The organism is Streptomyces sp. NPDC057137 (genome assembly GCF_042670825.1).
Classification (GTDB): Bacteria; Actinomycetota; Actinomycetes; order Streptomycetales; family Streptomycetaceae; genus Streptomyces.
This window is the reverse complement of record NZ_JBHUUW010000002.1, coordinates 193,547-218,339: the sequence shown is the minus strand read 5'-3', so window position 1 is coordinate 218,339 and position 24,793 is coordinate 193,547. Positions and strand designations below refer to the sequence as shown.

At 72.1% G+C, this 24,793-nt stretch carries 21 protein-coding genes and 1 riboswitch; of the genes, 6 read left to right on the top strand and 15 right to left on the bottom strand.

Annotation, left to right across the window (positions count from 1 at the left end; translation table 11 throughout):
* Positions 1-19: 19 nt before the first annotated feature.
* A complete protein-coding gene (locus ACFT9I_RS03535; RefSeq protein WP_382560083.1) occupies positions 20-1,126 on the bottom strand; it encodes a DUF2330 domain-containing protein in 1,107 nt (368 codons plus the stop codon).
* 259 nt (positions 1,127-1,385) lie between these two features.
* Here ACFT9I_RS03535 and ACFT9I_RS03530 point away from each other — a divergent pair, with 259 nt between their 5' ends.
* Positions 1,386-3,521: a bifunctional glycosyltransferase 87/phosphatase PAP2 family protein gene (locus tag ACFT9I_RS03530; RefSeq protein WP_382560080.1), complete on the top strand. Its 2,136-nt coding sequence runs from the start codon at positions 1,386-1,388 to the stop codon at positions 3,519-3,521.
* Between the two features lie 36 nt (positions 3,522-3,557).
* On the top strand, positions 3,558-4,040 hold the full coding sequence (locus tag ACFT9I_RS03525) for a GNAT family N-acetyltransferase (protein ID WP_382560078.1): 483 nt from the start codon (positions 3,558-3,560) through the stop codon (positions 4,038-4,040).
* 65 nt (positions 4,041-4,105) lie between these two features.
* Here the strand turns inward: ACFT9I_RS03525 and ACFT9I_RS03520 are convergent, their stop codons facing one another.
* The 5 genes from ACFT9I_RS03520 to ACFT9I_RS03500 form a co-directional block, all read right to left on the bottom strand.
* A complete protein-coding gene (locus ACFT9I_RS03520) occupies positions 4,106-5,041 on the bottom strand; it encodes an ECF transporter S component (RefSeq protein ID WP_382560075.1) in 936 nt (311 codons plus the stop codon).
* Entirely contained in the window at positions 5,038-6,747 is a 1,710-nt protein-coding gene (locus tag ACFT9I_RS03515; protein WP_382560072.1) for an ABC transporter ATP-binding protein, read from the bottom strand. The genes ACFT9I_RS03520 and ACFT9I_RS03515 overlap by 4 nt, the downstream gene beginning before the upstream one ends.
* Positions 6,744-8,075, bottom strand: coding sequence for an energy-coupling factor transporter transmembrane protein EcfT (locus ACFT9I_RS03510; protein WP_382560069.1), 1,332 nt, complete (start codon positions 8,073-8,075; stop codon positions 6,744-6,746). Before ACFT9I_RS03510 ends, ACFT9I_RS03515 begins: the two co-directional genes overlap by 4 nt.
* Positions 8,076-8,247: 172 nt before the next feature.
* Positions 8,248-8,922, bottom strand: coding sequence for an SCO2322 family protein (locus tag ACFT9I_RS03505; protein ID WP_382560067.1), 675 nt, complete (start codon positions 8,920-8,922; stop codon positions 8,248-8,250).
* Positions 8,919-10,250 (bottom strand): prenyltransferase/squalene oxidase repeat-containing protein, encoded by a 1,332-nt coding sequence (locus tag ACFT9I_RS03500; RefSeq protein WP_382560262.1) that lies wholly within the window; start codon positions 10,248-10,250, stop codon positions 8,919-8,921. Before ACFT9I_RS03500 ends, ACFT9I_RS03505 begins: the two co-directional genes overlap by 4 nt.
* Positions 10,251-10,401: 151 nt before the next feature.
* Positions 10,402-10,474: riboswitch (cobalamin riboswitch) on the bottom strand.
* 388 nt (positions 10,475-10,862) lie between these two features.
* Between ACFT9I_RS03500 and ACFT9I_RS03495 the strand changes: the two genes are divergently transcribed.
* The 3 genes from ACFT9I_RS03495 to ACFT9I_RS03485 all read left to right on the top strand — a co-directional run bounded on the left by ACFT9I_RS03495 (position 10,863) and on the right by ACFT9I_RS03485 (position 14,134).
* The gene (locus ACFT9I_RS03495) at positions 10,863-12,179 is read left to right on the top strand and encodes a glycosyltransferase family 4 protein (protein ID WP_382560065.1); all 1,317 of its coding nucleotides are present in this window, start codon (positions 10,863-10,865) and stop codon (positions 12,177-12,179) included.
* 129 nt (positions 12,180-12,308) lie between these two features.
* Complete coding sequence (locus tag ACFT9I_RS03490; protein WP_382560063.1) at positions 12,309-13,043, top strand: methyltransferase domain-containing protein; 735 nt, start codon at positions 12,309-12,311, stop codon at positions 13,041-13,043.
* A 2-nt stretch (positions 13,044-13,045) separates the two neighbouring features.
* Entirely contained in the window at positions 13,046-14,134 is a 1,089-nt protein-coding gene (locus tag ACFT9I_RS03485) for a prenyltransferase (protein WP_382560259.1), read from the top strand.
* A 43-nt stretch (positions 14,135-14,177) separates the two neighbouring features.
* Here the strand turns inward: ACFT9I_RS03485 and ACFT9I_RS03480 are convergent, their stop codons facing one another.
* The 5 genes from ACFT9I_RS03480 to ACFT9I_RS03460 all read right to left on the bottom strand — a co-directional run bounded on the left by ACFT9I_RS03480 (position 14,178) and on the right by ACFT9I_RS03460 (position 19,333).
* On the bottom strand, positions 14,178-14,471 hold the full coding sequence (locus ACFT9I_RS03480; protein WP_382560060.1) for a hypothetical protein: 294 nt from the start codon (positions 14,469-14,471) through the stop codon (positions 14,178-14,180).
* A gap of 125 nt (positions 14,472-14,596) precedes the next feature.
* On the bottom strand, positions 14,597-15,436 hold the full coding sequence (locus tag ACFT9I_RS03475) for a hypothetical protein (RefSeq protein ID WP_382560057.1): 840 nt from the start codon (positions 15,434-15,436) through the stop codon (positions 14,597-14,599).
* Between the two features lie 350 nt (positions 15,437-15,786).
* Positions 15,787-16,764, bottom strand: coding sequence for an N-acetylmuramoyl-L-alanine amidase (locus ACFT9I_RS03470; RefSeq protein WP_382560054.1), 978 nt, complete (start codon positions 16,762-16,764; stop codon positions 15,787-15,789).
* Positions 16,765-16,795: 31 nt separating this feature from the next.
* Positions 16,796-17,488 carry a class I SAM-dependent methyltransferase gene (locus tag ACFT9I_RS03465; RefSeq protein WP_382560052.1) on the bottom strand — a complete coding sequence of 231 codons (693 nt, stop codon included), beginning with the start codon at positions 17,486-17,488 and terminating at the stop codon, positions 16,796-16,798.
* Positions 17,489-17,560: 72 nt separating this feature from the next.
* Positions 17,561-19,333: an MFS transporter gene (locus ACFT9I_RS03460; RefSeq protein WP_382560049.1), complete on the bottom strand. Its 1,773-nt coding sequence runs from the start codon at positions 19,331-19,333 to the stop codon at positions 17,561-17,563.
* A 221-nt stretch (positions 19,334-19,554) separates the two neighbouring features.
* On the opposite strand from ACFT9I_RS03460, the gene ACFT9I_RS03455 reads away from it, so the two are divergent.
* Positions 19,555-21,111 (top strand): DHA2 family efflux MFS transporter permease subunit, encoded by a 1,557-nt coding sequence (locus ACFT9I_RS03455; protein WP_382560047.1) that lies wholly within the window; start codon positions 19,555-19,557, stop codon positions 21,109-21,111.
* A gap of 22 nt (positions 21,112-21,133) precedes the next feature.
* Here ACFT9I_RS03455 and ACFT9I_RS03450 read toward each other — a convergent pair whose 3' ends face one another.
* Genes ACFT9I_RS03450 through ACFT9I_RS03435 form a run of 4 tightly spaced genes read right to left on the bottom strand, consistent with a single transcriptional unit; the run spans position 21,134 to position 24,655 of the window.
* Complete coding sequence (locus ACFT9I_RS03450) at positions 21,134-21,739, bottom strand: response regulator (protein WP_382560044.1); 606 nt, start codon at positions 21,737-21,739, stop codon at positions 21,134-21,136.
* The gene (locus ACFT9I_RS03445; RefSeq protein ID WP_382560041.1) at positions 21,736-22,956 is read right to left on the bottom strand and encodes a sensor histidine kinase; all 1,221 of its coding nucleotides are present in this window, start codon (positions 22,954-22,956) and stop codon (positions 21,736-21,738) included. The genes ACFT9I_RS03450 and ACFT9I_RS03445 overlap by 4 nt, the downstream gene beginning before the upstream one ends.
* Positions 22,953-23,678, bottom strand: coding sequence for an ABC transporter permease (locus ACFT9I_RS03440; RefSeq protein ID WP_382560039.1), 726 nt, complete (start codon positions 23,676-23,678; stop codon positions 22,953-22,955). Before ACFT9I_RS03440 ends, ACFT9I_RS03445 begins: the two co-directional genes overlap by 4 nt.
* On the bottom strand, positions 23,678-24,655 hold the full coding sequence (locus ACFT9I_RS03435) for an ABC transporter ATP-binding protein (RefSeq protein WP_382560036.1): 978 nt from the start codon (positions 24,653-24,655) through the stop codon (positions 23,678-23,680). Before ACFT9I_RS03435 ends, ACFT9I_RS03440 begins: the two co-directional genes overlap by 1 nt.
* Positions 24,656-24,793 lie beyond the last annotated feature (138 nt).

The following is a 24,793-nucleotide window of genomic DNA, read 5'->3' as shown; positions in this document are numbered from 1 at the left end:
GAAGCGCCTTTCGACAGCCTCACCGCGGCGGCAGCGAGACGCCGCCCGCCCGGCGGCGTACCCGTAGCACCGCCCCGCCCACCACCAGCAGCATCAGCACCACGAACACCGCGCCCACCGTCGCCAGCCACGCCGGGACGCCCGCGAACATGCGCAGTTCGTCGTCGTAGTACACCTTCCGGTACGGCGTGTCCGATGGTGTCGCGCGTAGTTCGTGGTCCGCGTCGATGCGTTCGGGGCGGGGGAAGTACTGGTCGATCGCCGTGAGGAACGTCCGCCCCTCGCCCGCCAGTTCGCCCAGTGCCGGTGAGTCCCCGGCCGAGACCCGGCCCGCGAAACGGACCTCCGGCTTGTCCCCGCCGATCCACGCGCGCGGTTCCATCCGGTGGTCGGCCAGCACGTACAGGCCCAGCGACTGCGGCTGGTCCGCCAGGCGGGAGAGGCGCATCGGGTAGATCAGGCGGTCGCTGGCGAAGCTCAGGCGCAGGGGGTCGAGCGTGCCGGCCAGGGTCGCGTCCGCGTTCTCCGGGGCCAGCCGGACCGCGACGTACTCCCACTTCTGGTCCACGTACGGCTGGAGCCCGGCGGCCAGGTCCGACGGGAGTTCGAAGCCGTTCGATTCGAGCCAGTCGCGCAGCGCGTCGGGGTCCGTCGCCGTCAGGCGGGCCACGTCGAAGTCGCCGAGGCGTTCGCGGCCGACGACTCCGACCGGGGGCGCCCCGGCGCCCGGCGGCGGCGCGCCGGCCGACGCGCCGTCGTCGTCCGAGGCGAACGGCCAGTCGTCGTCGCGCGGCCAGAAGTAGTGGCGGGTGCGGTATTCCGGCTCCGTGAGGTCGTCGAGTTCGCCGAAGAGATCCGGATCGCCCAGTTCCACATCCGCGCGGCTCGGCACCGGCATGATCCACGCGGCCTCCGGCGCGTTCCCGTTCACCGTGAAACGCATCACGATCTGCTCGGTGGCGCCGTCCCAACGGACCACCGACGTCTCCCGGTCGACCCCCATCGTGGCCTGCCGCCCCGGCACCATCGCGCCGCAGCCGCACGCGTACGCCGGTGCGATCAGCGACCCCAACTGCGTCAGCAGCAGCGCGCACACCACCAGAATTGCCCGTTGAGCCTTTCGCATCCCCCGTACCCCCCGAAACCCGTGCCGCGTCGCGCCGTCCCCCGGCGCGTCAACCCAACGCCTCAGACGGCCTGTCCCACCGGTGCGGTTCCTGGTGCCGACTGTGGTTCCGACTGTGGTGTCATCGGTGCTTTCATCGGCATTTGGACAAAACAGGGATGACACTCAGGCGAAGAGGGGGTTGCCTGAGTCTCCACAGTGGGGGAATGCGAGGCTCATGACCCAGGGTCGAGGGTTGGAAGCGGAGGGTCGGCGCGGCGTGGCGAATGCGGAGCAGGGTGTGCGGGGCAACACGGCGGCAGGGAGCGGATTCGGGGCGGCGGCGAACGGGTACGGCGTCGCGCGCGCCGTGCTCTGGGCACTGGCGGCCGGTCTCGCCGTACGGCAGGCGGTGGCCGTCCTACGGCTGCCCCCCGGCGAGCGGCTGCTCGATCTGGAGACCTGGATCGGGGACAACGGCGTACTGCATGTGTCGGGCTCGCTGTACGAGAGCGGGAAGTTCACCGGCACACCCTTCGCCGGCCTGGTGCTCAAACCACTGGGACGGGCCGCCGAACAGGCCCTCGGCGTCGCCTGGACCCTCGGCACACTGCTGCTCGTCGTCGCCCTCGGCGTCGTCGCGGCACGCGCCCTGCCGGGCACGGTGTCCCGCCGTACGCGACTGCTCGCCGCGCCGGTCGCGATCAGCCTGCTCATGCTGTCCCTGCCGGTCCGCAACAGCTTCCATCTGGGCCAGACGAGCATAATCCCGGTGCTGCTGGTCCTGCTCGGATTCTTCGTCGCGCGCGGCGACCGGGGCCAACTCGGTCCCGGCATCCTCATCGGTCTCGGCGCCGCCCTCCAGCCCGCCGTACTGCTCTTCGCCCCGCTGCTCTGGCTGACCGGCCGCAGACGCCAGGCCCTCACCACGGTCGGCACCTTCGCGGCCTGCACGGCCGTCGCCTGGGTGGCGATGCCGAGCGACACCTGGACGTACATCACGCGCCACCTCGCGGGCGCGGGCCTCGGCGAGAGCCCCGACAGCCTCGCCAACCAGTCCCTGCACGGCGCGCTCCTGCGGGCCGGCCTCGAAGGGCCGCTGGAGATCGCGCTGTTCGTCCTGCTGGCCGCCGCCGTCTGCTTCCTCGGGCTGCGCCGCGCGGCGCGCTACGCCCTGGACGGACAACTGCTGCTGGCCGTCGCGATCACCGGCTGTGTGGCCGTCGCGGTCTCGCCCACCGCCTGGCAGCACCAACTGGTGTGGATACTGCTCGCGCTCGTCGGCCGGGTCGGCAAGCGCGCCTCCGACCGGCCCGTGTGGCCCGTGGTCGTGGTGATAGTCATGACGCTGCCGGGCACGATGATGCTGCCCAACATGAGGCTCCTGCACCCGGTGCGGGACAACGTGCTGCTGATCACGGCCCTGGCCGCCGCCTGCGCCGTACCGTTCCTGATGCGTACGTCGCCGTTCTTCGCGCGGCCGATCCCGACCACGTACGCGAAGCCCGTCGCCGCGCGCTGGAGACACGTCCCGCTCGCGCCGTTCTGGCGGCGCCTCGTCAGCCGGCCGAACCTGCTGCTCGAACTCCTCGCCATCCGCGTCGGCTACTCCGTCTACTCGCACATCCGGGCCGCCGCCACCGGCGGGCGCGAGGCCGCCGAGTCGCACGCGCACCAGGTCATCGCCATCGAGGAAGCCCTCGGCATCGACATCGAGCGGTGGGTCAACCACGCCGTGGTGAAGGCGAAGTGGGCGGAAGGATTCTTCGACTTCTACTACACGTCGTTCCACTTCGTGGTGCCGCTCGTCATCCTCGCCGTCCTGTACGTACGCCGGCCCGCCGACTACCGCTGGGCACGCGCCTCGCTCGCCTTCGCGACGCTGCTCGCGCTGCTCGGCTTCTGGCTCTACCCGCTCGCGCCGCCGCGCCTGATGCCGGGCCTCGACTACATCGACACCGTGCACGGCCCGCAGGACCTCGCGAACCCCGACTACGGCCCGATGACCACCATCACCAACCAGTACGCGGCGATGCCGTCGCTGCACTTCGGCTGGTCGCTGTGGTGCGGGATCGTGATCGTGCTGCTCGCGCCCAAGTTGTGGATGAAGCTGCTGGGGCTGCTGCACCCGCTGTTCACGGTCTGCGCGATCGTCGCCACCGCCAACCACTGGGTGCTGGACGCGGCGGGCGGAGCGGTCGTCGTGGGCGTGGGCTTCACCCTCACGTACGTCCTGTCGGGGCCGCGTCGGCTGCAGGGGGTGGCGCCGGCGGCGATGTCGATGCCATGGCCTTGGCGGAAGGCCGCGGAGCCGGAGCCGGAGGCGGAGAGTCCGGACGGGAAGGGGTCGGGCGACATGACCGCGCCGGGGGTGCGGGACGGGAGTACGAAGCCGGCCGCGCGCCAAATCACTTGAGACAAATCATTTGATCCGGAGTTCTATCGTTTCCGTATGACGACGACCACGCTCCGACTGGAGAAGATCACCCCCGACAACTTCGAGGCCGCGATCGGCGTGAAGGTCCGTCCCGACCAGCAGCATCTCGTCGCCCCGGTCACGAAGTCCCTCGCCGAGGCGTACGTCCACCAGGACACCGCCTGGCCCCGGCTCATCCTCGACGGCGACCGGGTCGTCGGCTTCCTGATGGCCTTCCTCGACATCGACTTCGCGGGTGACGGCACGGGCAAGGACATCCGCTCGGGACTGTGGCGCCTCAACATCGCGGCCGGTGAACAGGGGCGTGGCTACGGCCGCTTCGCGGTCGAGTCCGTGGCCGCCGAGATCCGCCGCCGCGGCGGCACCAGGCTGACCGCCACCTGGGAGCCCGGTGAGGACGGGCCCGAACGCTTCTACCTGGGGCTCGGGTTCCGGCTGACGGGGGAGACGAGCGGCGGCGAGACGGTGGGGGAACTGGAGCTGGAGGCGGGCTCCTGACGTTCGGTCCTCACCTGGTCCTCACCTGGTCCTCGACTGGTCCTCACCGCGCCGACGCGGGGGGCTCAGGGCGTACGAGCCCTCGTCGGTTGCTCGAAGGTGACCTCCGCGTCGAACGCGGCCCGTCGCGTCGCCCGGCGCAGTGCCTTGAGGACGGTGGCGCCGATGGTCAGTGTCAGTACGACGGTGAGCACCGCACGCCCCAGGTCCCAGCCGAACGACGTCGCCGCGCAGTACGCGAGGAAGCGCACCAGGTTCTCGTGGACGGGGTCGCCCGGCCGGAACGAGATCCCGGAGGAGAGCCCGCCGATGTAGGTCCAGCCCTGCAGATTCATGATCGTGCCGTACGCGAAGGCGGCGACGGCCCCGTACACCGCGAGCATCAGCAACTCACCACGCCCGCGCAGCCGGTCAGGGCCCGGCAGCAGGCCCGCGCCCATCGTGAACCAGCCCATCGACAGCATCTGGAACGGCATCCACGGCCCGACGCCGCCCGTCAGCAGCGCGGACGCGAACATGGTGACGGAGCCTAGGACGAAGCCGAAGCCGGGGCCCAGTACCCGGCCGCTGAGCACCATCAGGAAGAACATCGGCTCCAGACCCGCCGTCCCCGCGCCGAGCGGACGCAGCGCGGCGCCGACGGCGGCCAGCACGCCGAGCATGGCGACCGCCTTGGCGTCCAGACCGGAGTCGGCGATCGTCGCGACGACGACGGCCACCAGGAGCGGGAGTAGTACGGCGAACAGCCAGGGCGCGTCCTGGGAGTGGGCGAGCCCGGAGGCGGAGTCGGCGAGCAGCGGCCAGCCGAAGGCGATGACGCCGATCACGCTGACGAGGGTGAGCGCGGCGACGGAGCGGGGACCGAGGCGTACGGCGCGGGCCTGGGGATCGGGCGGGGATGGCTGAGGGGCGGCGGCGGGGGCCTCGGGATCGGCGTAGGCCTCGGGATCGGGTCGGGGCTGAGGGCCGGCGTAGGCCTCGGGATCCGGTCGGGCGCTCATGTCGGTTCCTCCGCGACGGTGGCGAGCGCTCGTCGGACCTGAGAGACCGTCAGCCACTCCTGCGGCGACAGGATTTTCGCGACCTGCGGCGCGAACGCCGGTGAGGAGACGACCACTTGGGGCGTCGGCCCGTCGGCGACTATCTCGCCGTCGGCCAGGATCACCACGCGGCGCGCGAGTTCGGCGGCCAGCTCCACATCGTGGGTGGCCAGCACGATCGCGTGCCCCTCGGCCGCGAGCGCGCGCAGTACGTCCACCAGGCGGGCCTTCGCCGCGTAGTCGAGACCGCGCGTGGGCTCGTCCAGGAGCAGCAGCGGGGGCCGGCCCGTCAGTACGATCGCCAGCGCGAGGGTCAGCCGCTGGCCCTCCGACAGGTCACGCGGGTGTGTCCCGTCGGGCACGTTCGGCAGCAGCTCGTCGACCAGTACGCGGCAACTGCCCGGCACGGCGCCCGCGTCGGTGTCCGCCGCCGCGCACTCGGCGGCGACCGTGTCCGCGTACAGCAGGTCGCGCGGCTCCTGCGGGACCAGCCCGACCTGGCGGATCAGCTCGCGCGGACGCGTACGGTGCGGGGTGTGCCCGCCGACGGTGACGGAGCCGGACGAGGGCTCGACCATGCCGACGAGCGTGGCGAGCAGGGTGGACTTGCCCGCGCCGTTACGCCCCATGAGCGCGACGGTCTCGCCGGGGGTGACGGTGAGGTCGATCCCGCGCAGCGCCTCGATCCGTCCGCGAAGGACGGACAGGTGGGTGACGGCCGTGACGTCGGTGGCCGGCGTGGGTTGCGGGCGGCGGTGCAGCAGGCGGCCGAGGGCGGTACGGGGAGTGCCGGGCCGGGCCGGCGGTGTGGCGGTTCCTGAGGCCGGTTCGCCCGCCAACGGGGGCACCTTTGTCGCGAGTCGGTCGCGCAGGTCGCCCGCCCGGCGGCGGGCGTCCCGTACGGACAGCGGCAGCGGGTCCCAGCCGGCCAGCCTGCCGAGCGCCACCACGGGCGGGTACACGGGGGAGACGGCCATGATCCGTCCGGGCTCGCCGACAATCGGTGCCTCGCCCGGCCCGGGGAGGAGGATGACCTGGTCCGCGTACTGCACGACCCGCTCCAGCCGGTGCTCGGCCATCAGCACGGTCGTGCCCAGGTCGTGCACGAGGCGTTGCAGCACGGCCAGCACCTCCTCGGCGGCCGCCGGGTCGAGCGCGGACGTCGGCTCGTCCAGGACCAGCACCTTGGGGTGCGGTGTGAGTACCGAGCCGATCGCGACGCGCTGTTGCTGGCCGCCGGAGAGGGTGGCGATCGGGCGGTCGCGCAGCTCGGCCAGGCCGAGGAGGTCCAGGGTCTCCTCGACGCGGCGCCGCATCACGTCGGGGGCCAGGCCCAACGACTCCATGCCGTAGGCCAGTTCGTCCTCGACCGTGTCGGTGACGAAGTGGGCGAGCGGGTCCTGGCCCACGGTGCCGACGAGATCGGCGAGTTCGCGCGGCTTGTGGGTGCGGGTGTCGCGGCCGTCGACCGTGACCCGGCCGCGCAGCCTGCCGCCGGTGAAGTGCGGGACGAGCCCGGACACCGCGCCCAGCAGGGTGGACTTGCCGACGCCGGAGGGGCCGACGAGCAGCACCAACTCGCCCTCGGGGACGGTGAGATCCACCCCCTGAAGGGCGGGGGCCGGTGCGTCGGCGTAGGTCACCGACACCTGCTCGAACCGGATCACCGGGTCTTCTCCTTGTTCGTGAGGGCGGGCGGCTGGGGTGCGACGAAGGCCGGGAGCAGGCCGAGCAGGATGGCCGCGGCGGGCCAGAGCGGCAGACCGGGCGTCACGAGCGGTACGACGCCGGGGTGCAGCCCCTCCGGGTCGTACGCGCTCGCCCGGATCATCAGCACGGCGACGGCCGCGCCGGATCCCGCGACGAGCCAGGCCCGGACGCCCCACAGGTCGGGGCGGTAGCGCGTACGGACCGAACGGCGCCCGCCGAGCCGCAGACCGGCGAGCGCGGCGACGAGACCGAGGCCGAGGAGGGGCAGACCGTAGGCGGCGCCTTCGGCGGCGAGGAGCCCGTACGTGCCCGCGCAGACGCCGAGGAGACCGCCGAGGGTGAGCACGGTGGTGGTGTGGCGAACTGCGGGCGGTACGGCGGCCGTCCGGCCGTAGCCCCGCGCGTCCATCGACGCGGCGACGGCGACGGACCGCTCCAACGCGCCCTCCAGGACCGGCAGTCCGATCTGGAGGACGGCCTTCACCCCGCCGGTCGTACGGCCGCGCAGCCGGCGGGCGGTGCGCAGGCGCAGGACGTCGGCGACCATGTTCGGCGCGAAGGTCATGGCGACGACGACGGCGACACCGGCCTCGTACAGCGCGCCCGGGAGGGACTTGAGCAGTCTGGCCGGGTTGGCGAGGGCGTTCGCCGCGCCCACGCAGATGAGGAGTGTGGCGAGCTTGGCGCCGTCGTACAGCGCGAACACCAACTGCTCGGCCGTCACCCGGCCCCCGATCCGGATGCCCTTCGCCCAGTCGGGCAGGGGCAGTTCGGGCAACGTCACGACCAGATGGGTGCCAGGGATCGGCGAGCCGAGGAAGGCGGAGAAGACGAGCCGGACGACGATCACGGCGAGCCCGAGCTTGACGAAGGCCCCGTACGACCGGGCCCACGGCGCGTCGGTCCGCCGGGCGGCGACGACGTAACCGGCCACGCCGACGAGAAGCCCGAGGAGCAGCGGATTGGTGGTCCGCGAAGCGGCCACGGCCAACCCCAGCGCCCAGAGCCACCAGGCCCCGGCGTGCAGGGCGTTGCTCCGAGTGGCCCGGGGCGCCCGGAGGGAGCCACCACGGAGCCCCGGCCGACTGCCCCGGCCCGCGCCGGCCTGGGCGGGGTGCCGCGGGGTGGGGCCGGTGCCGGTGGCGCGTTCGGGGGCCGGGTTCGGGGCTGTGCCCGTGCCGGGCGGCGCGTGCGGGGCCGGGCTGGTGGGGTCGTTCGTGCTCGCGCCCGCGCCTGCCTCGGCGGCGTGGTCGTCCGCTTCGGTCGGGCGTCTCGGGGTGGGCATCGCTCCGGTGGGTCGGTCCGTGTCCGGTCCCGTGCGGGGGCCGACGGTGCGGTTCGTGGCGGGGCCAGCCGCCGTCCCGCCCCCGTCGTCCGTGACCCCGTCCACGCCCGAGGCCTCTTCCGGCGCCGGCGGTGATCCCGTCCCGTGAGCCCGGTGTCGTCCGGCGGGCCGGTCAGCCGCGGCGACGGCGGGCCTGCCAGATGGCGGCCGTGGCGAGGGTGAGTACCGCCGCGGCTCCGGCGAGGATGCCGACCGACGGGGTGCTTCCGCCGTCCTCGTCGGCCTTCTGGAGGCCGCCCGTGGCGCGGGAAGCCGTCGGGGTCGGGGTCGCGCCGTCGCCCGAGATCTGGTCGCCGCAGCCCGACTTCGGGTAGCCCGTGATCCCGCACAGCAGCGCGTCGCTGTTGTAGCGCAGCGGCTTCGCCACCGCCGCCAGCGCGTCCGCGCTCGTCGCCTCCGTGTCCACCCGCGCGCACCCGGCGAGCGGCGCCGGTGGCTTCTCGCCGTCCGGGGCGTCCGCCTCCGTGCCCGGGTCGACGACCACCGCGACCCGCTTGCTGCCGGACTTCGCGGGTGTGGACCCGCAGACGGCCGCGAAGTCCGGTGTCTCACGGGGCTTCGCCGCGTCCTGGCTGTCCGCGCTGACCGCGAAGCGGAATCCGTTGACCGCGCCGTCGGCGGGGCGGGCGAGGGCCGGTCCCTGCGTGGCGTACGTCCAGGTCGCGCCGTCGCTCTCCCAGAACGACCAGTAGCGATAGCCGGCCGCGTGGGCCGTCCCCGCACCCGGCACGGTCAGCGCGCCGGTGAACGCGAACAGGGCGGCGACGAGCAGGACGACTCGTCTCATGACCGGCGCCGCTTCGCCCGCATGACGAACAGCGTCCGGATCGCCGCCGCGGCGACGAGCCCGATGGCGATCGTCCACAGGTTCCCGGACATGCTGTTCTTCTCTTCCTTCTGCTCCGCCAGCACCTTCTGCTGCTCCTCGGTCGTCAGCGGCTTGGGCCCGATCCACTTGGGCGCGGGCCCCGTCGCGTTGAGCGCCTTGACCAGATCGGTGCCGCCGAACGTACGCGGATCGGTGCTCGTCGTATGCGCGGCGAAGATCAACTGGGCGTACGCGGCGGGCCCGTTCTCCTTCGCCCAGGCGGCCGAGTTCTTCTCCAGCCACTTCATCGAGGCCGCCGCCTGGTCGCCGTACCCCGCCGTCGTCAGCGCGACGACCGCGTCCGCCGTGTTGCCGTAGTCCGGCAGCGGCGCCGAGTCCTCGGCGCCGGGCATGGGCGGCTGGTCGAGATGGCCGGTCCTGGCGAGCGCCTTCACCAGATACGACGCGCCGTTGCGCGCCGCGCGCTCCGGCGTGAGCGGGTGCAGGTCCTGGCAGACGGGCGCCGGGCCGGGCTCGACGCCCGTCGTGACCATCCGCTTCCCGACGCCGCCGAGCAGCCCGGCGGCCGTGGCATCGGCGTTGGGGAGCAGTTTGCCGGACTTGTCCGGCTGGTAGCCGAACGCGCCGCCGCCCTCCTTCGCGTCGCAGGGAATCGCGAAGCCGATCAGCGCCTGGTACGGGGACCGGCCGTCCGTCGACAGCCTCTTGACCACCGGGGCACCGCCCGCGGCCAGTGCCCCTATCACCAGCGCCGTGGAGTTGGCGTCGCTGGGAGCACCCGCGCTGTAACCCCAGCCGCCGTCCTCGTTCTGGGCGGAGGCGAGCCAGCTCATGCCGTTGTTCATGGCGTCGGGGTACTTCACGAGGGCGGCCAGTGACTGTACGGCGGCGGCGGTCGAGTTGGTGTCGACGACCGTCGTCGCGTCGCACGGCTTCGTGGGGTCGGGGCGGTACGCCGGGAAGGCGCCGCTGTCGCACTGCTGGCCGAGCAGCCACTTGACGGCGGACTTGGCGGGCATGACGTTCACGGCGCGCTGCGCCAGCATCGCGAGGGACTGCCGCCAGACGCCGTCGTAGGTCGGGTCCGTGGTGCCGTACATCCCGGCGGGGAGCTTGACCGGCGGCGCGGCGGGAGCGGCGGGCGCCTGCTCGTCGGCGGAGGCGTCGGCCGGGGCGGCGGGTGCGGCCGGGGCGGCGGAGGCCACGGAGGGGACGGCGGCCACGCACAGGACGGCGAATGCGGCGCACGCGGCTGCGCTGCGCGCCGCGCGGCGGCGAACGGTGATCATGGCGGGTGGAGCCTCTCCTGCGGAATGCGATTGCGGGAACGCGGGAACCGGGCAGGCACGCTGAGGCACCAGGCTCCGGCTCCGTATGCCTCGACGGTGCCGGCCACCGGCGGTTTCCGGTGGCGCGAGCCGGTCACGTCCGCGTCCGGGGTGGTCCGACTCGCCGCCTGCGAGGGCGGCTCACGGTTGCGGGTCAGTGCCGGATTCGCACCGGCTTCCCCCCGTACGGGCATGATGACGACGCGCTCACTCTACCGGCCGCTTTTCGGCCGCCCCGGACACCGCCCCGACGCCGTCGCCGGCTCCACCGGTCCCGCCCGGATGTCGGTTTCGTCCCCGATCGCCGGTCGAGGTGACCGGTCCCGCACGGAGACCGGCGACGAGCAGTATCTGACACACCGTCAGAAACCAGGTCGCGTTACCGTGTCCGGCCCGCACCGCACGGGCCTGTCGTGGCGCGAATCACCACGGGCCGCCCCTCTGCACATCCTTACCTGCCGGTAGATTCGAGGTTCGCTGTGTCCTCCCGTCCACCCGACGGGAACTTGTTCCGGATTGACGCGAGCGGTTACGCTCCGGCGAAAGTGAAGTGAGAAGTGAGGGCCGAGAGTGACCGCTGAGGCCATAGAGGCGGGTACCCCCGCGGGGCCCGCAGCCACCTCCGGCGCGCCGGACCGGCCGCTGCGCATCGCGCTCCTCAGCTACAAGGGCAACCCCTTCTGCGGCGGCCAAGGCGTCTACGTACGACACCTCTCGCGCGAGCTGGCCCGCCTCGGGCACAGCGTCGAGGTCATCGGCGCCCAGCCCTACCCCGTACTCGACGAAGGCGTCCCGCTCACCGAACTCGGCAGTCTCGACCTCTACCGGCAGCCCGACCCGTTCCGGACACCGAAGCGCGGCGAGTACCGCGACTGGATCGACGCCCTCGAAGTCGCCACCATGTGGACCGGCGGCTTTCCCGAGCCGCTGACCTTCTCACTGCGGGCCCGCCGTCATCTGGCCGCCCGCCGGGGCGAGTTCGACGTCGTCCACGACAACCAGACGCTCGGCTACGGGCTCCTCGGCGACCTCGGCGCCCCCCTCGTCACCACCATCCATCACCCCATCACCGTCGACCGGCAGTTGGAGATCGACGCCGCCGACGGGCGGCGCGCCCGTGCCTCCGTACGCCGCTGGTACGCCTTCACCCGCATGCAGAAGCGCGTCGCGCGCCGGCTGCCCGCCGTGGTCACCGTCTCCGGGACCTCGAAGCAGGAGATCACCGACCACCTCGGAGTACGGCCCGACCGCATCCAGGTCGTCCATATCGGCGCCGATACGGGCCTGTTCTCGCCGGACCCCGCCGTACGGGAGATACCGGGCCGGATCGTCACCACCTCCAGCGCCGACGTGCCGCTCAAGGGCCTGATCCATCTCGTCGAGGCGCTGGCCAAGCTGCGTACGTCGAATCCGCTGGCGCATCTCGTCGTGGTCGGCAAGCGCGCCGAGGACGGGCCGGTCTACCGGGCCATCGAGAAGTACGGGCTCGGCGACGCCGTCCAGTTCGTCAAGGGCATCTCCGACGCCGAACTGGTCGACCTCGTGCGCGGCGCGCAGATCGCCTGTGTGCCGTCCCTGTACGAGGGGTTCTCGCTGCCCGCCGCCGAGGCCATGGCCACCGGCACCCCGCTGGTCGCCACCACCGGCGGCGCGATCCCCGAGGTCGCGGGGGCCGACGGCGAGACCTGTCTGGCCGTGCCGCCCGGCGACGCGGACGCGCTGGCCGGCGCGCTCAACAGGCTGCTCGACGACCGGGAGTTGCGCGAGCGGCTGGGTGCCGCGGGGCGTGAGCGGGTACTGAGCCGGTTCACCTGGGCGCGCGCCGCCGAGGGCACCGTCGAGTTGTACCGCGCGGCCGTCGCCGCCCGCGCGGAGGCGGCGCGCTGATGGGGGCCTCGGCCCGGCCGCGGTTCTTTCCCCGTCCCTCGACCTTCTGACCGACTCCGTATCTTCCACTCTTCGACCACCCCGAACTTCCACCCCCAACTTCCACCCCGACCGCGAAAGCAGGAACTCGTGCTGACCGTGGACTTCTCCCGTTTCCCGCTCGCCGCCGGCGACCGGGTGCTCGATCTGGGGTGCGGCGCGGGCCGGCACGCCTTCGAGTGCTACCGGCGCGGTGCCCAGGTCGTGGCCCTCGACCGGAACGCTGCGGAGATCCGCGAGGTCGCCACGTGGTTCGCCGCGATGAAGGAGGAGGGCGAGGCGCCGCCCGGCGCCACCGCCACCGCGATGGAGGGGGACGCGCTGAACCTCCCCTTCCCCGACGAGTCCTTCGACGTCGTGATCATCTCCGAGGTCATGGAGCACATCCCCGACGACAAGGGCGTCCTCGCCGAGATGGTCCGCGTCCTGCGGCCCGGCGGCCGGATCGCCGTGACCGTGCCCCGTTACGGCCCCGAGAAGGTCTGCTGGACGCTCTCCGACGCGTACCACGAGGTCGAGGGAGGCCATATCCGCATCTACAAGGCCGACGAACTCCTCGGCCGGATGCGGGAAGCCGGGCTCAGGCCGTACGGCACCCATCACGCGCACGCCCTGCACTCGCCGTACTGGTGGCTCAAGTGCGCCTTCGGCGTGGACAACGACCAGGCGCTGCCCGTCCGCGCGTACCACAAGCTGCTCGTCTGGGACATCATGAAGAAGCCCTTCGCGACCCGCTTCGCCGAGCAACTGCTCAACCCGGTCGTCGGCAAGAGCTTCGTCGCCTACGCCACCAAGCCGCACCTGCCGACGGCGGAGGGCAAGTGACGTTGCCCGGTCGCGGCCCCGACCGCACCGAACACCTCGTCCTGCCCGGCGTTCTGACGGCGGATCAGGCCGACGAGACCGTCGCGGGCATCCTCGCCGTACAGCGCCCCGACGGTGCCATCCCCTGGTTTCGCGGCCACCACCTCGACCCGTGGGACCACACCGAGGCCGCCATGGCGCTCGACGCGTCCGGCGAACACGAGGCGGCGGCGCGCGCGTACGAGTGGCTGGCGCGGCATCAGAACGAGGACGGGTCCTGGTACGCCGCCTACGACGACGGCGAGGCCGCCCGGCCCACCGACCTGAGTCGCGAGACCAACTTCTGCGCCTATCCCGCCGTCGGGGTCTGGCACCACTATCTGGCCACCGGCGACGAGGCGTTCCTCGACCGGATGTGGCCCGTCGTGCACTCCGCCGTCGAGTTCGTCCTGGCGCTCCAGCGGTCCGGCGGGCAGATCGGCTGGAAGCGCGAGGCCGACGGCACCGCCGTCAACGAGGCGCTGCTGACCGGAAGTTCGTCCGTGCACCAGGCGCTGCGCTGCGCGCTCGCCATCGCCGAGGAGCGTGAAGAGGCCCAGCCCGACTGGGAGTTGGCGGCCGGATCGCTGGCGCACGCGATCCGCGAGCACCCCGAACGGTTCCTCGACAAGAGCCGCTACTCGATGGACTGGTACTACCCGGTCCTCGGCGGCGCGATGACCGGGCCCCAGGCGAAGGCCCGGATCGAGGAGGGCTGGGACCGCTTCGTCGTGGCCGGACTCGGGGTGCGCTGCGTGCTGCCCAACCCGTGGGTCACCGGCGGCGAGAGCTGTGAACTCGCCATGGCGCTCTGGGTGGTGGGCGAGTCCGACCGGGCGCTGGACGTACTCCAGTCCATCAGGCATCTGCGCGCGGACGGCGGCATGTACTGGACGGGCTACGTCTTCGAGGGCGAGAAGGCCGTCTGGCCCGAGGAGTTGACGAGCTGGACGGCGGCGTCACTGCTGCTGGCCGTGGCCGCGCTCGGGGGGGACGAGGCGACCACGGCGGTTTTCAGCGGTGAGAGGCTGCCGTCCGGACTTGAGCCGGACTGCTGCGAACGGGTCGGCTGAGGCCCGGTACTGACGGCGCACCCGATCGGATGCTGACGGCGCGTCAGACCCGACGGATCCGGCCGGCCAGCGCGTGGCCGATGAACAGGTAGACCACGGCCGCGAGACCGTAACCGCACACCACCCGTGCCCATGCCTCGTCGAAGGTGAACAGGTCGTAGGACCAGCCGGCGAGCCAGCGCGCCGCGTCCTGGACGAAGTTCACCAGGTCGTTGGCGCGGTTGGCGTCCAGCAGGTACATCAAAATCCACAGGCCCAAGATGAAGGCCATGACATCCGCGATCACTATGAGGATCGTGGCTGCTGCGCTGCTTCCACTGCGTTGACGTGAGGCCATGACGTCCGTGTTGCCGCTTCGGGGCGGGTGAAACCCTTACCCGGCCCACATGCTGTGTCTGGTACGCCGACGGCCCCCCGCCCAGGAGGGGCGAGGGGCCGCGGTGGTGCGGTTGTGCGCGTGGCTCAGCCGCGCTGGATGCCGGTTGTGTCCTGGAGCAGACCGCGACGGCCGTCCTGCGTCTGGGCGACCAGCCCCGGACCGCGCTGCTCGACGGCCAAGTACCAGGTACCGGGAGCGAGTTCGGCGATCGGGGACGGCGAGCCGTCCTCGCCGTACAGGGGACGGGCCACCGGCACGGCGAACCAGAACGGCTCGAAGTTACCGGCGGGCGCGCCGTCCTGCTTCTGACCCGGGGCCCCCGGCTGTCCGCCCTGCGAGGGCTGGCCGGGACCGGGCTGACCCGGCTGGGGGCCGCCGTACGCGGGCTGCGGCTGACCCGGCTGGCCGCCGTACGGCTGCTGCTGGGCGCCCGGGTAGCCGTAACCCTGGCCGGGGTGCCCCGGCTGGCCGTACGGCGAGGCGACCTGCGGCTTCGGGGCGCCGACGAGGGGCGCCTTGAGGGCGGGAACGAGCGGGGTGGCGACCGCGCCCGCGGCGAGAACGATCGTGGAGAGCAGGCCGAGGATCATGCCGGCGCCCGCGTTGTCCGCGTCGATGATGTTCCAGAACGCCGTCCACAGGGCGAAGACGGTCAGGGCGACACCGAACTGACCGAGGTCCAGACCGGCCACCTTGCGTCCCGGCATGGCGCGTCCGACGACGATGAGCGCAGCACCGATGATTCCGGCGATGAACATGCTCATCAGAAGACCGAGTGCGTCCCAGGCGTTCTGGCTGAAGTTCGAGCAGTCGACGCCCTGCGGGCAGTCGATACCCACCAGGTCGAGGAACGAGGCGATGAACAGCACCACCGCTGCTCCGATCACCACGCCATCGCCTCGTGTGAGGGAGCGGATGTTCACGTGAAAAGTCCTTCGTAGATCGTCTCGTCGGGGCGGTCGCCACCGGCGCGAGGGCGACGGTGCGAAGTGCGAAGCTCGGGGGCGGCTCCCTATCGTACGGATGAATCTACCGTCTGCCCGAGCGGGTCGTCTTCTCGGTTCCGGGCCACCTCGTGAGAGGACAACGGCAAGCCCTCCAACGGTTGCGGGAGTGCGCGCCGAAGAATCGATCGCGGTCTTTTCGTTGTGAATCCGTTGCCGTTTCCCGGCTGTTCGGACGGTGTTCCCGAGGCGTTACCGCCGGTTGTCTCTGTCGGGCGTGCCACCGGTTGTGCCCGTCCGCGTTCCCGTCCGCCGTTCCCGCCGTGCCGCTATCGCTTGAGGAAACTGCTGATTCCGTCGGCCATTCCCCGCGCCGCCTTCTGGCGCCAGTCGGCGCTCGACAGCAGGGCGATGTCCTTGGAGTCCCGCATGTTGCCGCACTCGATGAAGACCTTGGGCACGGTCGACAGATTCAGTCCGCCGAGGTCGTCGCGGACATCAAGTCCCGTGCCGTCGCCGACGTAATTGGAAGGAGCGCTTCCGGTCGCGCGTACGAAATTGCCCGCGACGCGTTCGCCGAGATCGCGCGAGGGCGCGACGATCTTTGTGGTGTCCGCCCCGCCCGACTTCACCAGTGCGGGGAGGATGACATGGAAGCCGCGGTTGCCGACGCCCGAGCCGTCCGCGTGGATGGAGATGACGGCGTCGGCCCCGGCCTTGTTGCCGATTTCCGCGCGCTCGTCCACACAGGGGCCCCACGGACGGTCGTTCTCGTGTGTGAGTTTCACCGTCGCGCCCTCTTTACGGAGGAGAGTGCGGAGGCGCTGTGAAACATCGGCGGTGAATTCGGCCTCGGTGTAGCCGGCGTTGCCCGAGGTGCCCGTGGTGTCGCATTCCTTGCGGTTGGTTCCGATGTCCACGAGCTTGTTGATCTCGGTGGTGTGCTTGAAGTTGCCCGGGTTGTGCCCGGGGTCGATGACGACGATCCGTCCCGCGAGCGGCCCCTCGCCGGGAGCGGGGCGCGCGTCCCCCGGCGCGCCGTCGTCGCCCGGAGCGGACTTCGACGGGGACGGCGACGGCGACTTCGAAGGGGCCGGCCTCGGCTCGGGGCCGGGGGAGCCGGGCCGCTCGGCGGGCGCGGACGTGCTCGCGGCCTGGGCGGGGGCCCCGTCGTCGGATCCGCCGGTGGCCTGCCAGATCATCCACCCGGCGAACGCGCCGGGCACCAGGGCCCCGATCGCGAGGACGAGGGTGCTCCGCGGGATCCGGCGGCGGGGGGCGGGGAAGTGGCTTTCGTCGTACGACACCCGGCGATGCTAGTCCGTGCGGGACGGAGCGTCAGGTTCCGGCGCCGGTACGTCGCAGGACTCGTAGGGACTCGTACGTCGAGACCTCGGCGAACGCACCGGACGCCAGCGCCCGCAGCCACACGCGGTACGGGGCCTGCCCGCCGTCCGCCGGGTCGGGGAACACGTCGTGAACGACCAGCAGCCCGCCCTCCGCGAGATGCGGTGCCCAGCCCTCGTAATCACGGTTCGCGTGCTCGTCGGTGTGACCGCCGTCGATGAACACCAGACCCAGCCGGCCGCCCCAGACGGCGGCGACCTGTGGGGAGCGGCCGACCAGCGCCACCACATGGTCTTCGAGACCGGCCGCGTGCAGCGTGCGGCGGAAGGACGGCAGGGTGTCCATCCGGCCGACCTCGGGATCGACGACCGCCGGGTCGTGGTACTCCCAGCCGGGCTGCTGCTCCTCGCTGCCGCGGTGGTGGTCGACGGTGAGCGCGGTGACACCGGCGGCGCGAGCGGCGTCGGCGAGCAGGATCGTGGAACGGCCGCAGTACGTGCCGACTTCGAGCAGCGGCAGCCCGAGGGCGGCGGCGTCGGTGGCGGCGGCGTACAGCGCGAGGCCTTCATCGGTCGGCATGAAGCCCTTGGCGGACTCGAAGGCAGCGAGGACGTCGGGGGAGGGGGTGGGGGCTGGCGCGGTGGCTGCCGGGGTCGGTTCGTACGGGGCGGTCCCGGCGGTCATGTGTTCCTCCTGCGTGGTGCGCGTGTGCGGTGCGCTCATGCTGCCGTACGCCCTCCCGTGCGCGGACACGCCCTACGACCGCACCGCCGCCCGGGGCGCCAGGACCAGGTCGACATCCACGGCGAGGGCCCCGCCGAGATACGTCACCGGGTGGGCGTACGGGGCGTGGCCCGTGGCAGAGCCGGCGAGGACGTACCGGCCGGCCGCCGGGGCCGCGAGCGCGTACCTGCCGTCGTCGTCCGCCGTGGTGAGGCCCGCCTGACGGCCGCGAGGGTCGATCAGCGTGACGTTCGCCCGTGCGACGGGCGCGCCGTCGGCGTCGAGCACCCGGCCACGGAAACCTCTGACGGCGGGAAGGGCGGGCAGGGCGACGTCGTCCTCGCTGCTGGCCAGCAACTCGGTCCGGGTCGACGCCTTGTGGGACGGCAGGAACGCCGCCAGTGCCAGACCGCCGAGCACGGCGGCGGTGGCGATCACGAACGAGATGCGGAAGCCGTGCAGGCTGGGCACCGCCGTGGGACCCGTACCGATCGCCGTACGCGCCAGCACCATCCCGATGACGGCGCTGGAGACCGACGTACCGATCGAACGGGCCAGCGTGTTCAGCCCGTTGGCCGCGCCGGTCTCCTTCGGGTCGACAGCCCCGACGATCAGGGCGGGCAGCGAGGAGTACGCGAGACCGATGCCCGCGCCGAGGATCACCGAGATCACGATGGTCTGCCAGGCGGCGCTCATCATGACCAGCCCCGCGCCGTAACCGACCGCTATGACGGCCATGCCGATCATCAGCGAGACCTTGGGGCCGCGCCGCGCCGAGATCCGGGCGTAGACCGGGGCGACGAACATCATCGTCAGACCGAGCGGGGCGACGCACAGGCCCGCGACCACCATCGACTGGCCGAGGCCGTAACCGGTGGAGGTGGGGAGCTGGAGCAGCTGCGGGAGGATCAGCGACACCGCGTAGAACGCGACGCCGACCATCACCGAGACGAGGTTGGTGAGCAGCACCTCGCGGCGCGCGCTGGTACGGAGGTCGACGAGCGGGGCCTTGAGCCGCAGCTCCATCCAGCCCCACAGACCGAGGATCACGACGGCCACACCGAACAGCCCGAGCGTCGTGGACGAGGTCCAGCCCCAGGTGCTGCCCTTGGTGACCGGCAGCAGCAGGGCGACGAGGCCCGCGGAGAGCCCGAGCGCGCCGAACCAGTCGAACCGGCCGCCGGCCCGTACCGAACTCTCCGGTACGACGAGAACGGTCAGCACCATCGACAGCACGCCGAGCCCGGCGGCGCCGAAGAACAGCGTGTGCCAGTCGGCGTGCTGGGCGACGAACGCGGCGGCGGGCAGGGCGAGTCCGCCGCCCACGCCGATCGACGAACTCATCAGCGCCATCGCCGAGCCGAGCTTCTCGCGGGGCAGCTCGTCGCGCATGATGCCGATGCCCAGGGGGATCGCGCCCATCGCGAAGCCCTGGAGCGCGCGGCCGGCGATCATGACCGTCAGGTCGTCGGTGAACGCGCAGATCAGCGAGCCGACGACCATGACGGCGAGACTCGCGAGCAGCATCCGGCGCTTGCCGTACAGATCGCCGAGCCGCCCCATGATCGGGGTGGACACCGCACCGGCGAGGAGGGTCGCGGTGATGACCCACGTCGCGTTGTCGGGCGAGGTGCGGAGCAGCGCGGGCAGGTCCTTGATGATCGGGACGAGCAGGGTCTGCATGACGGCGACGGTGATGCCGGCGAACGCGAGTACGGGTACGACACCGCCGGGCCCCCGCTTACGCGGAACGGCCCCGGGGACGGGGCCGGATCCGGCGTACTGGTCGGGTGTCGCTTGTGGCATAGGTGAAGCCTCCGGGCAGGCGAAGAGTGAGCAGGGCCATCAAAAAGGATGCTTGAGGCCACTAAGTAGATGGAAGCTGAACGCTTCCCGATGGCTCTTGTATTCCTGACCCGGGGTTCGTCGAACGCGAGCCACCGGACAGGGCCTAGGTCCGGCGTCCCCTTCCCGTACGACGATATCCCCATGTACGGGGTAAGGGTGGGGGTGCGACTATTACCGCCATGTCCCACGTCCCGGCAGGCAGCGCACCCGAAACCGACCCCCGGTCGACAATCGAACCCGAAGTCGACCCTGAGACCGGGTCCGAGACCGGGTCCGAGATCGGGACCGAAACCGAAACCGGTCCCGGGTCCGAGCCGGGGTCCGAGCCCGGGGCCGGGACCGGCGCCGTCGGTACGCGGTCGACCCGCACCTGGGCCGTCATCCTCGCCGCGTGCGCCGGGCAGTTCCTCGTCGTCCTCGACGTCTCGGTCGTGAATGTCGCCCTGCCGTCGATGCGCACCGACCTCGGCCTGAGCACCATCGGCCTCCAGTGGGTGCTCAACGCCTACTCCATCGCCTTCGCCGGGTTCATGCTCCTCGGTGGCCGGGCCGCCGACATCTTCGGGCGCAAGCGGATGTTCCTCGCCGGGCTCGTAGTCTTCACCGCCGCGTCCCTGGCCGGCGGTCTCGCGCAGGAGGGCTGGCAGCTGCTCGCCGCCCGTGGTGTGCAGGGGCTGGGCGCCGCCGTACTGGCTCCCGCGACCCTCACCATCCTGACCGCCGCCGTCCCCGCCGGACCGGCGCGGACGCGGGCCATAGCGACCTGGGCGGCCGTCGGCGCCGGTGGCGGCGCGGCGGGCGGGCTCGTCGGCGGCGTCCTCACCGACGTGCTGTCCTGGCGCTGGGTGCTGCTGATCAACGTGCCCGCCGGCGCGCTGGTCCTGGTCGCCGCCGTGCTCTGGCTGACGGAGAGCCGGGCCAAGGAGGCGCGGCGCCGGCTGGACCTGCCGGGCGCCGTACTCGTCACCGGCGGTCTCGCCGTCGTCGCCTACGGCATCGTGCAGACCGAGCAGGCGGGCTGGGGCGCCGCCGCGACACTCGTGCCGCTGCTCGGCGGACTGCTGCTGCTCGCGGCCTTCCTGCTGGTGGAGGCGCGTACGAAGCAGCCGCTGATGCCGTTGAGACTCTTCCGGGTACGGGCGGTGTCGGCGGCCAACGCGGGGATGGTGATGACCGGTTCGGCGTCGTTCGCGATGTGGTTCTTCATGACGGTCTACGCCCAGAACGTCCTTGGCTACACACCCCTCGAAGCGGGTCTCGCGCTCATACCCAGTTCGCTGAGCGTCGTGCTCGGCTCGAAGCTGGCACCCCTGGTGATGCGGCGCATCGGCGCCCGGCATGTCGCGGTCCTCGGCGCGCTCGTGGGCGCCGTCGGATTCGGCTGGCAGTCGATGATGACCGCCGACGGCACCTTCCTCAGGACGATCCTGGGACCCGGCATCCTGATGATGGCCGGCGCCGGGCTGGCCATGACACCGCTCGCCGCCCTCGCGACGGGGAGCGCCGCACCCGGCGAGGCCGGGCTCGTCTCCGGCCTGGTGAACACCTCGCGGACCATGGGCGGGGCCATCGGCCTCGCGGTCCTCTCGACGGTCGCGGCGGCGCGTACGTCGCACGGGACCGGTCCGGGCGCGCTCACCGAGGGGTACGCGCTGGCCTTCAGGGCCGGCTCGGGGCTGCTGCTCGCGGCGGCCGTGCTGATGTTCGTCTGGCTGCCGCGGCACTCGGACACGTAACACCGTTCCCCGGAAGGGCTGTTCAGAGCCAGCCCTGCTGACGGGCGGCCCGTACGGCCTCCATGCGGTTACGGGTGTGGGTCTTGCCGATCGCCGACGAGAGGTAGTTCCGTACGGTCGACTCGGACAGATGCAGCCTCGCCGCGATGTCGGCGACGGTCGCCCCGTCCACGGAGGCGTTCAGCGCGTCCCGTTCCCGCGCGGTCAGCGGGCTCGGCCCCGCGCTCAGCGCGGCGGCGGCCAGCGCCGGATCGACGACCGTCTCGCCCGCGAGCACCCGCCGGATCGACTCGGCCAGCTCCTCCACCGGCCCGTCCTTGACCAGGAACCCGGCGGCCCCCGCCTCCATGGCCCGGCGCAGATAGCCCGGCCTGCCGAAGGTGGTGAGGATCAGCACCCGGCAGTCGGGGAGGGCGTCGCGCAGGTCGGCGGCGGCGTCGAGCCCGCTGCGGCCGGGGAGTTCGATGTCGAGCAGCGCCACGTCTGGGCGTGCGGTGAGCGCCGCGGCGACGATGGCGTCCCCGGTGGACACCTGGGCGACCACCTCGATGTCCCTCTCCATGCCGAGCAGGAGCGCGAGGGCGCCGCGCATCATGCCCTGGTCCTCCGCGAGAAGGACTCTGATCATGCCGGTCGCTCCGATTCCGTCGGTGAAGGTGAAGGCGAAGGTGACGCGGTGGCCATGGCCGTCGGCGCGTCCGTCGTGGGATCCACCGGGAGGACGGCCGTGACCTGAAAGCCGCCCCGTCCCGCCGGTCCCGCTTCGAGCGAGCCGCCTGCCACCGCCAGCCGCTCGGTGAGGCCCTTGAGGCCCGTACCCCTGCTGCCCGTACCGCCGCTCGCACCGCCGACCGTCCCGGAGCCTACGCCGCGGCCGTCGTCCGTGATCACCAGCCGGACCTGTTCCGGTGCGCCGTTCACCGTGATCTCGCACCTGGTCGCCCCGCTGTGCCGTACGGCGTTGGTGACGGCCTCCCGTACGACCCAGCCGAGCAGCGCCTCCGTACGCGGCCCCAGCGGCGGCCCCGACTGCCGTACGACGGGCTCGATCCCGGCGGCGGTCAGCGCGGAGCGCGCACGGTCCAGCTCGGTGGACAGACTGCCGTCGCGGTAGCCGGTGACGGCCTCGCGGATCTCCGTCAGCGCCTGCCGGCCGACGGACTCGATGTCGGTGATCTGTTCCAGCGCCGCGTCCATGTCGCGCGGCGCGAGCCGGCGCGCGGCCTCCGACTTCACCACGATCACGGACAGCGTGTGGCCGAGCAGGTCGTGCAGATCGCGCGAGAAGCGCAGCCGCTCCTCCTCGACCGCCGAGCGCGCCAGCTCCTGCCGGGTGGCGCGCAGCTCCACGACCGTCTCGGACAGGGCCAGGATCGCCGCGGTGACCAGCATCGACATGACCGTGCCGTACGCGATGGCGACCGCGCCCCAGCCGTCGTGGAGCGCCGCGACGACCGCGACCACCACCGTCAGCGGCGCGCCGACCAGGGCGAGGTACCGGCCGCGCAGCACCGTGCCGCAGGCGAGTCCGAACAGCGGGAAGAACAGCAGCCAGCTGCCGCCGTAGGCGCCGCCGAGGCCGAACGTCATCACGGCCATCCCGGCGAGCGACCACCAGGTGCCCCGGCTGTTGCGCGTCACCGGGTGGAAGGCACGGAACACCACGTTGATGTAGAGGGAGTTGAAGACGAACAGACCGACGCCGCCGAGCCACGGATTGGGGGTCTGGCCCTGGACGAGGTTGGAGAGGGAGCCGAGGCCGAGCAGCAGCCACGGCAGCATGGCGAAACCGGAGGCCGGGCCCGGCCGTTGCCTGCGTCGTGCCTTGGTCGCGTCGTCGGTCATGCCGTCCTCGCAGACTTGCGGTAAGACATCACAGCGTACGAACCGAACACCGCGAGCCAGCCGAGGAGCACCACGACCGCCGCGATTCCCGGGGCGTGGCCGTCGGTCGTGGCCCAGCCGAGTTCGGCGAAGCCGTGGGCGGGGGTGTACTCGGCCACCGTCCGCAGCCAGCCCGGGAACGCCTCGATCGGGAACCAGAGCCCGCCGATCACCGCCAGACCCATCAGAGCGGCCACGTTGAGCACTCCGGCGGTCTGCGCGGAGAGCCGATAGCCGTTGCCGATCCCGAAGAGCGTGAACGGCAGCGTGCCCACCCACAGCAGCAGGACCAGCACCACCCACTGCCACGCGTCGAGCCGTACGCCGTTGGACACGGCGCCGGACGTGAGGACCGCCAGGATCGCGGGCAGGACTGTCACCGAGCTGGTGACCGCGCGGCCGAGTACGACCTGACGGGGCCGCATGGGGGTGATGCGCAGCTGGCGCAGCCAGCCGAGCGAACGGTCCTCTGCGATGCCCGTGCCGACGCTGACGGCGGCGCCGAGCGCGCCGTAGGCGGCCATGCCGACCATGGCGGTCGTCTTCCAGGCGTCGTCGCCGTCGTCGGCGGCGCCGAGGTTGGTGAACAGCATGTACATCAGCACGGGCATCCCGGCGCTGAAGATCACGAATCCCGGGTCGCGCAGTGTGCGCCGTACTTCGAGCCTGACGTAGTCGAGCATCACACCGTCTCCTTCGCGTTCTGTACGGCGGCGGGCTTCGTGTCCTGTGGGGCAACGGGCTTCGCGTCCTGTGCGGCGGTGAGCGTGAGGAACGCGTCCTCCAGCGTGGCGTGGGCGACCTCCAGGCCCCTGACCTTGCCGAGGCCGACCAGCGCCATCACGGTCGCGTCGGAGTTGTCCGTACGCAGCCGGGCCCGGTCGCCCCGTACCTCCACCGACACGACGCCCGGCAGTGTGCCGAGCCCTTCGGTGCCGTGCCCCGCCAGGTCGAAGGCGACGAGATGGCCGCCGACCGCGCGCTTGATGCGCTCGCCGCTGCCGTCGGCGACGATCCGGCCGTGGTCCATGACGACGATCCGGTCGGCGTTGTCGTCGGCCTCCTCCATGTAGTGCGTGGAGAACAGGACGGTGTTGCCCCGGCGGGCGTAGGCCCGCATCGACGCCCAGAACGCGCGCCTGGCCTCCACGTCGAGGGCCGCCGTCGGCTCGTCCAGGACGATCAGCTCGGGGCTGCCCGCCAGGGCGACGGCGAAGCGGACGCGCTGCCACTGGCCGCCGGAGAGCTTGTCGACGCGGCGGGCGGCGAGTTCGGTGAGCCCGGCGAGGTGCAGGGCCTCGGGGACGGGCAGCGGACGCGGGTAGGTGCTCGCCACGAACGACACGAGTTCGCGCACCGTCGCCCGGCGGATCGGCCCGCCGTCCTGGAGCATCGCGCCGACCCGCCCCGACCGCACCGCGCGCTCGGGGGTGTCGCCGAAGAGGCGGACGCGTCCGCTGTCGGGCTCGTCGAGGCCGAGCAGCAGGTTGATGGTGGTCGACTTGCCCGCGCCGTTGCGGCCGAGGAGGGCGACGGTCTCGCCGCGTGCGATGTCCAGGTCGACGCCGGCCACCGCGCGTACGGCGCCGAAGGACTTGACGGCGCCTTCGACGCGCACCGCCGTGGTCGTTGCCCTGGTCGTTGCCGTGGTCTGTCTCATGCCGACGACGCTACGGAGAGCGCGGGGGGCTCCGGCAGATGCGCATGTACGGACTCGGCCGGGACAAATGTCCTACGGACAGTCGTCGGGCGGGCCTTGCACCCGGCCCGCCCGGCGACTGTCCGGCAGAACCCGCGC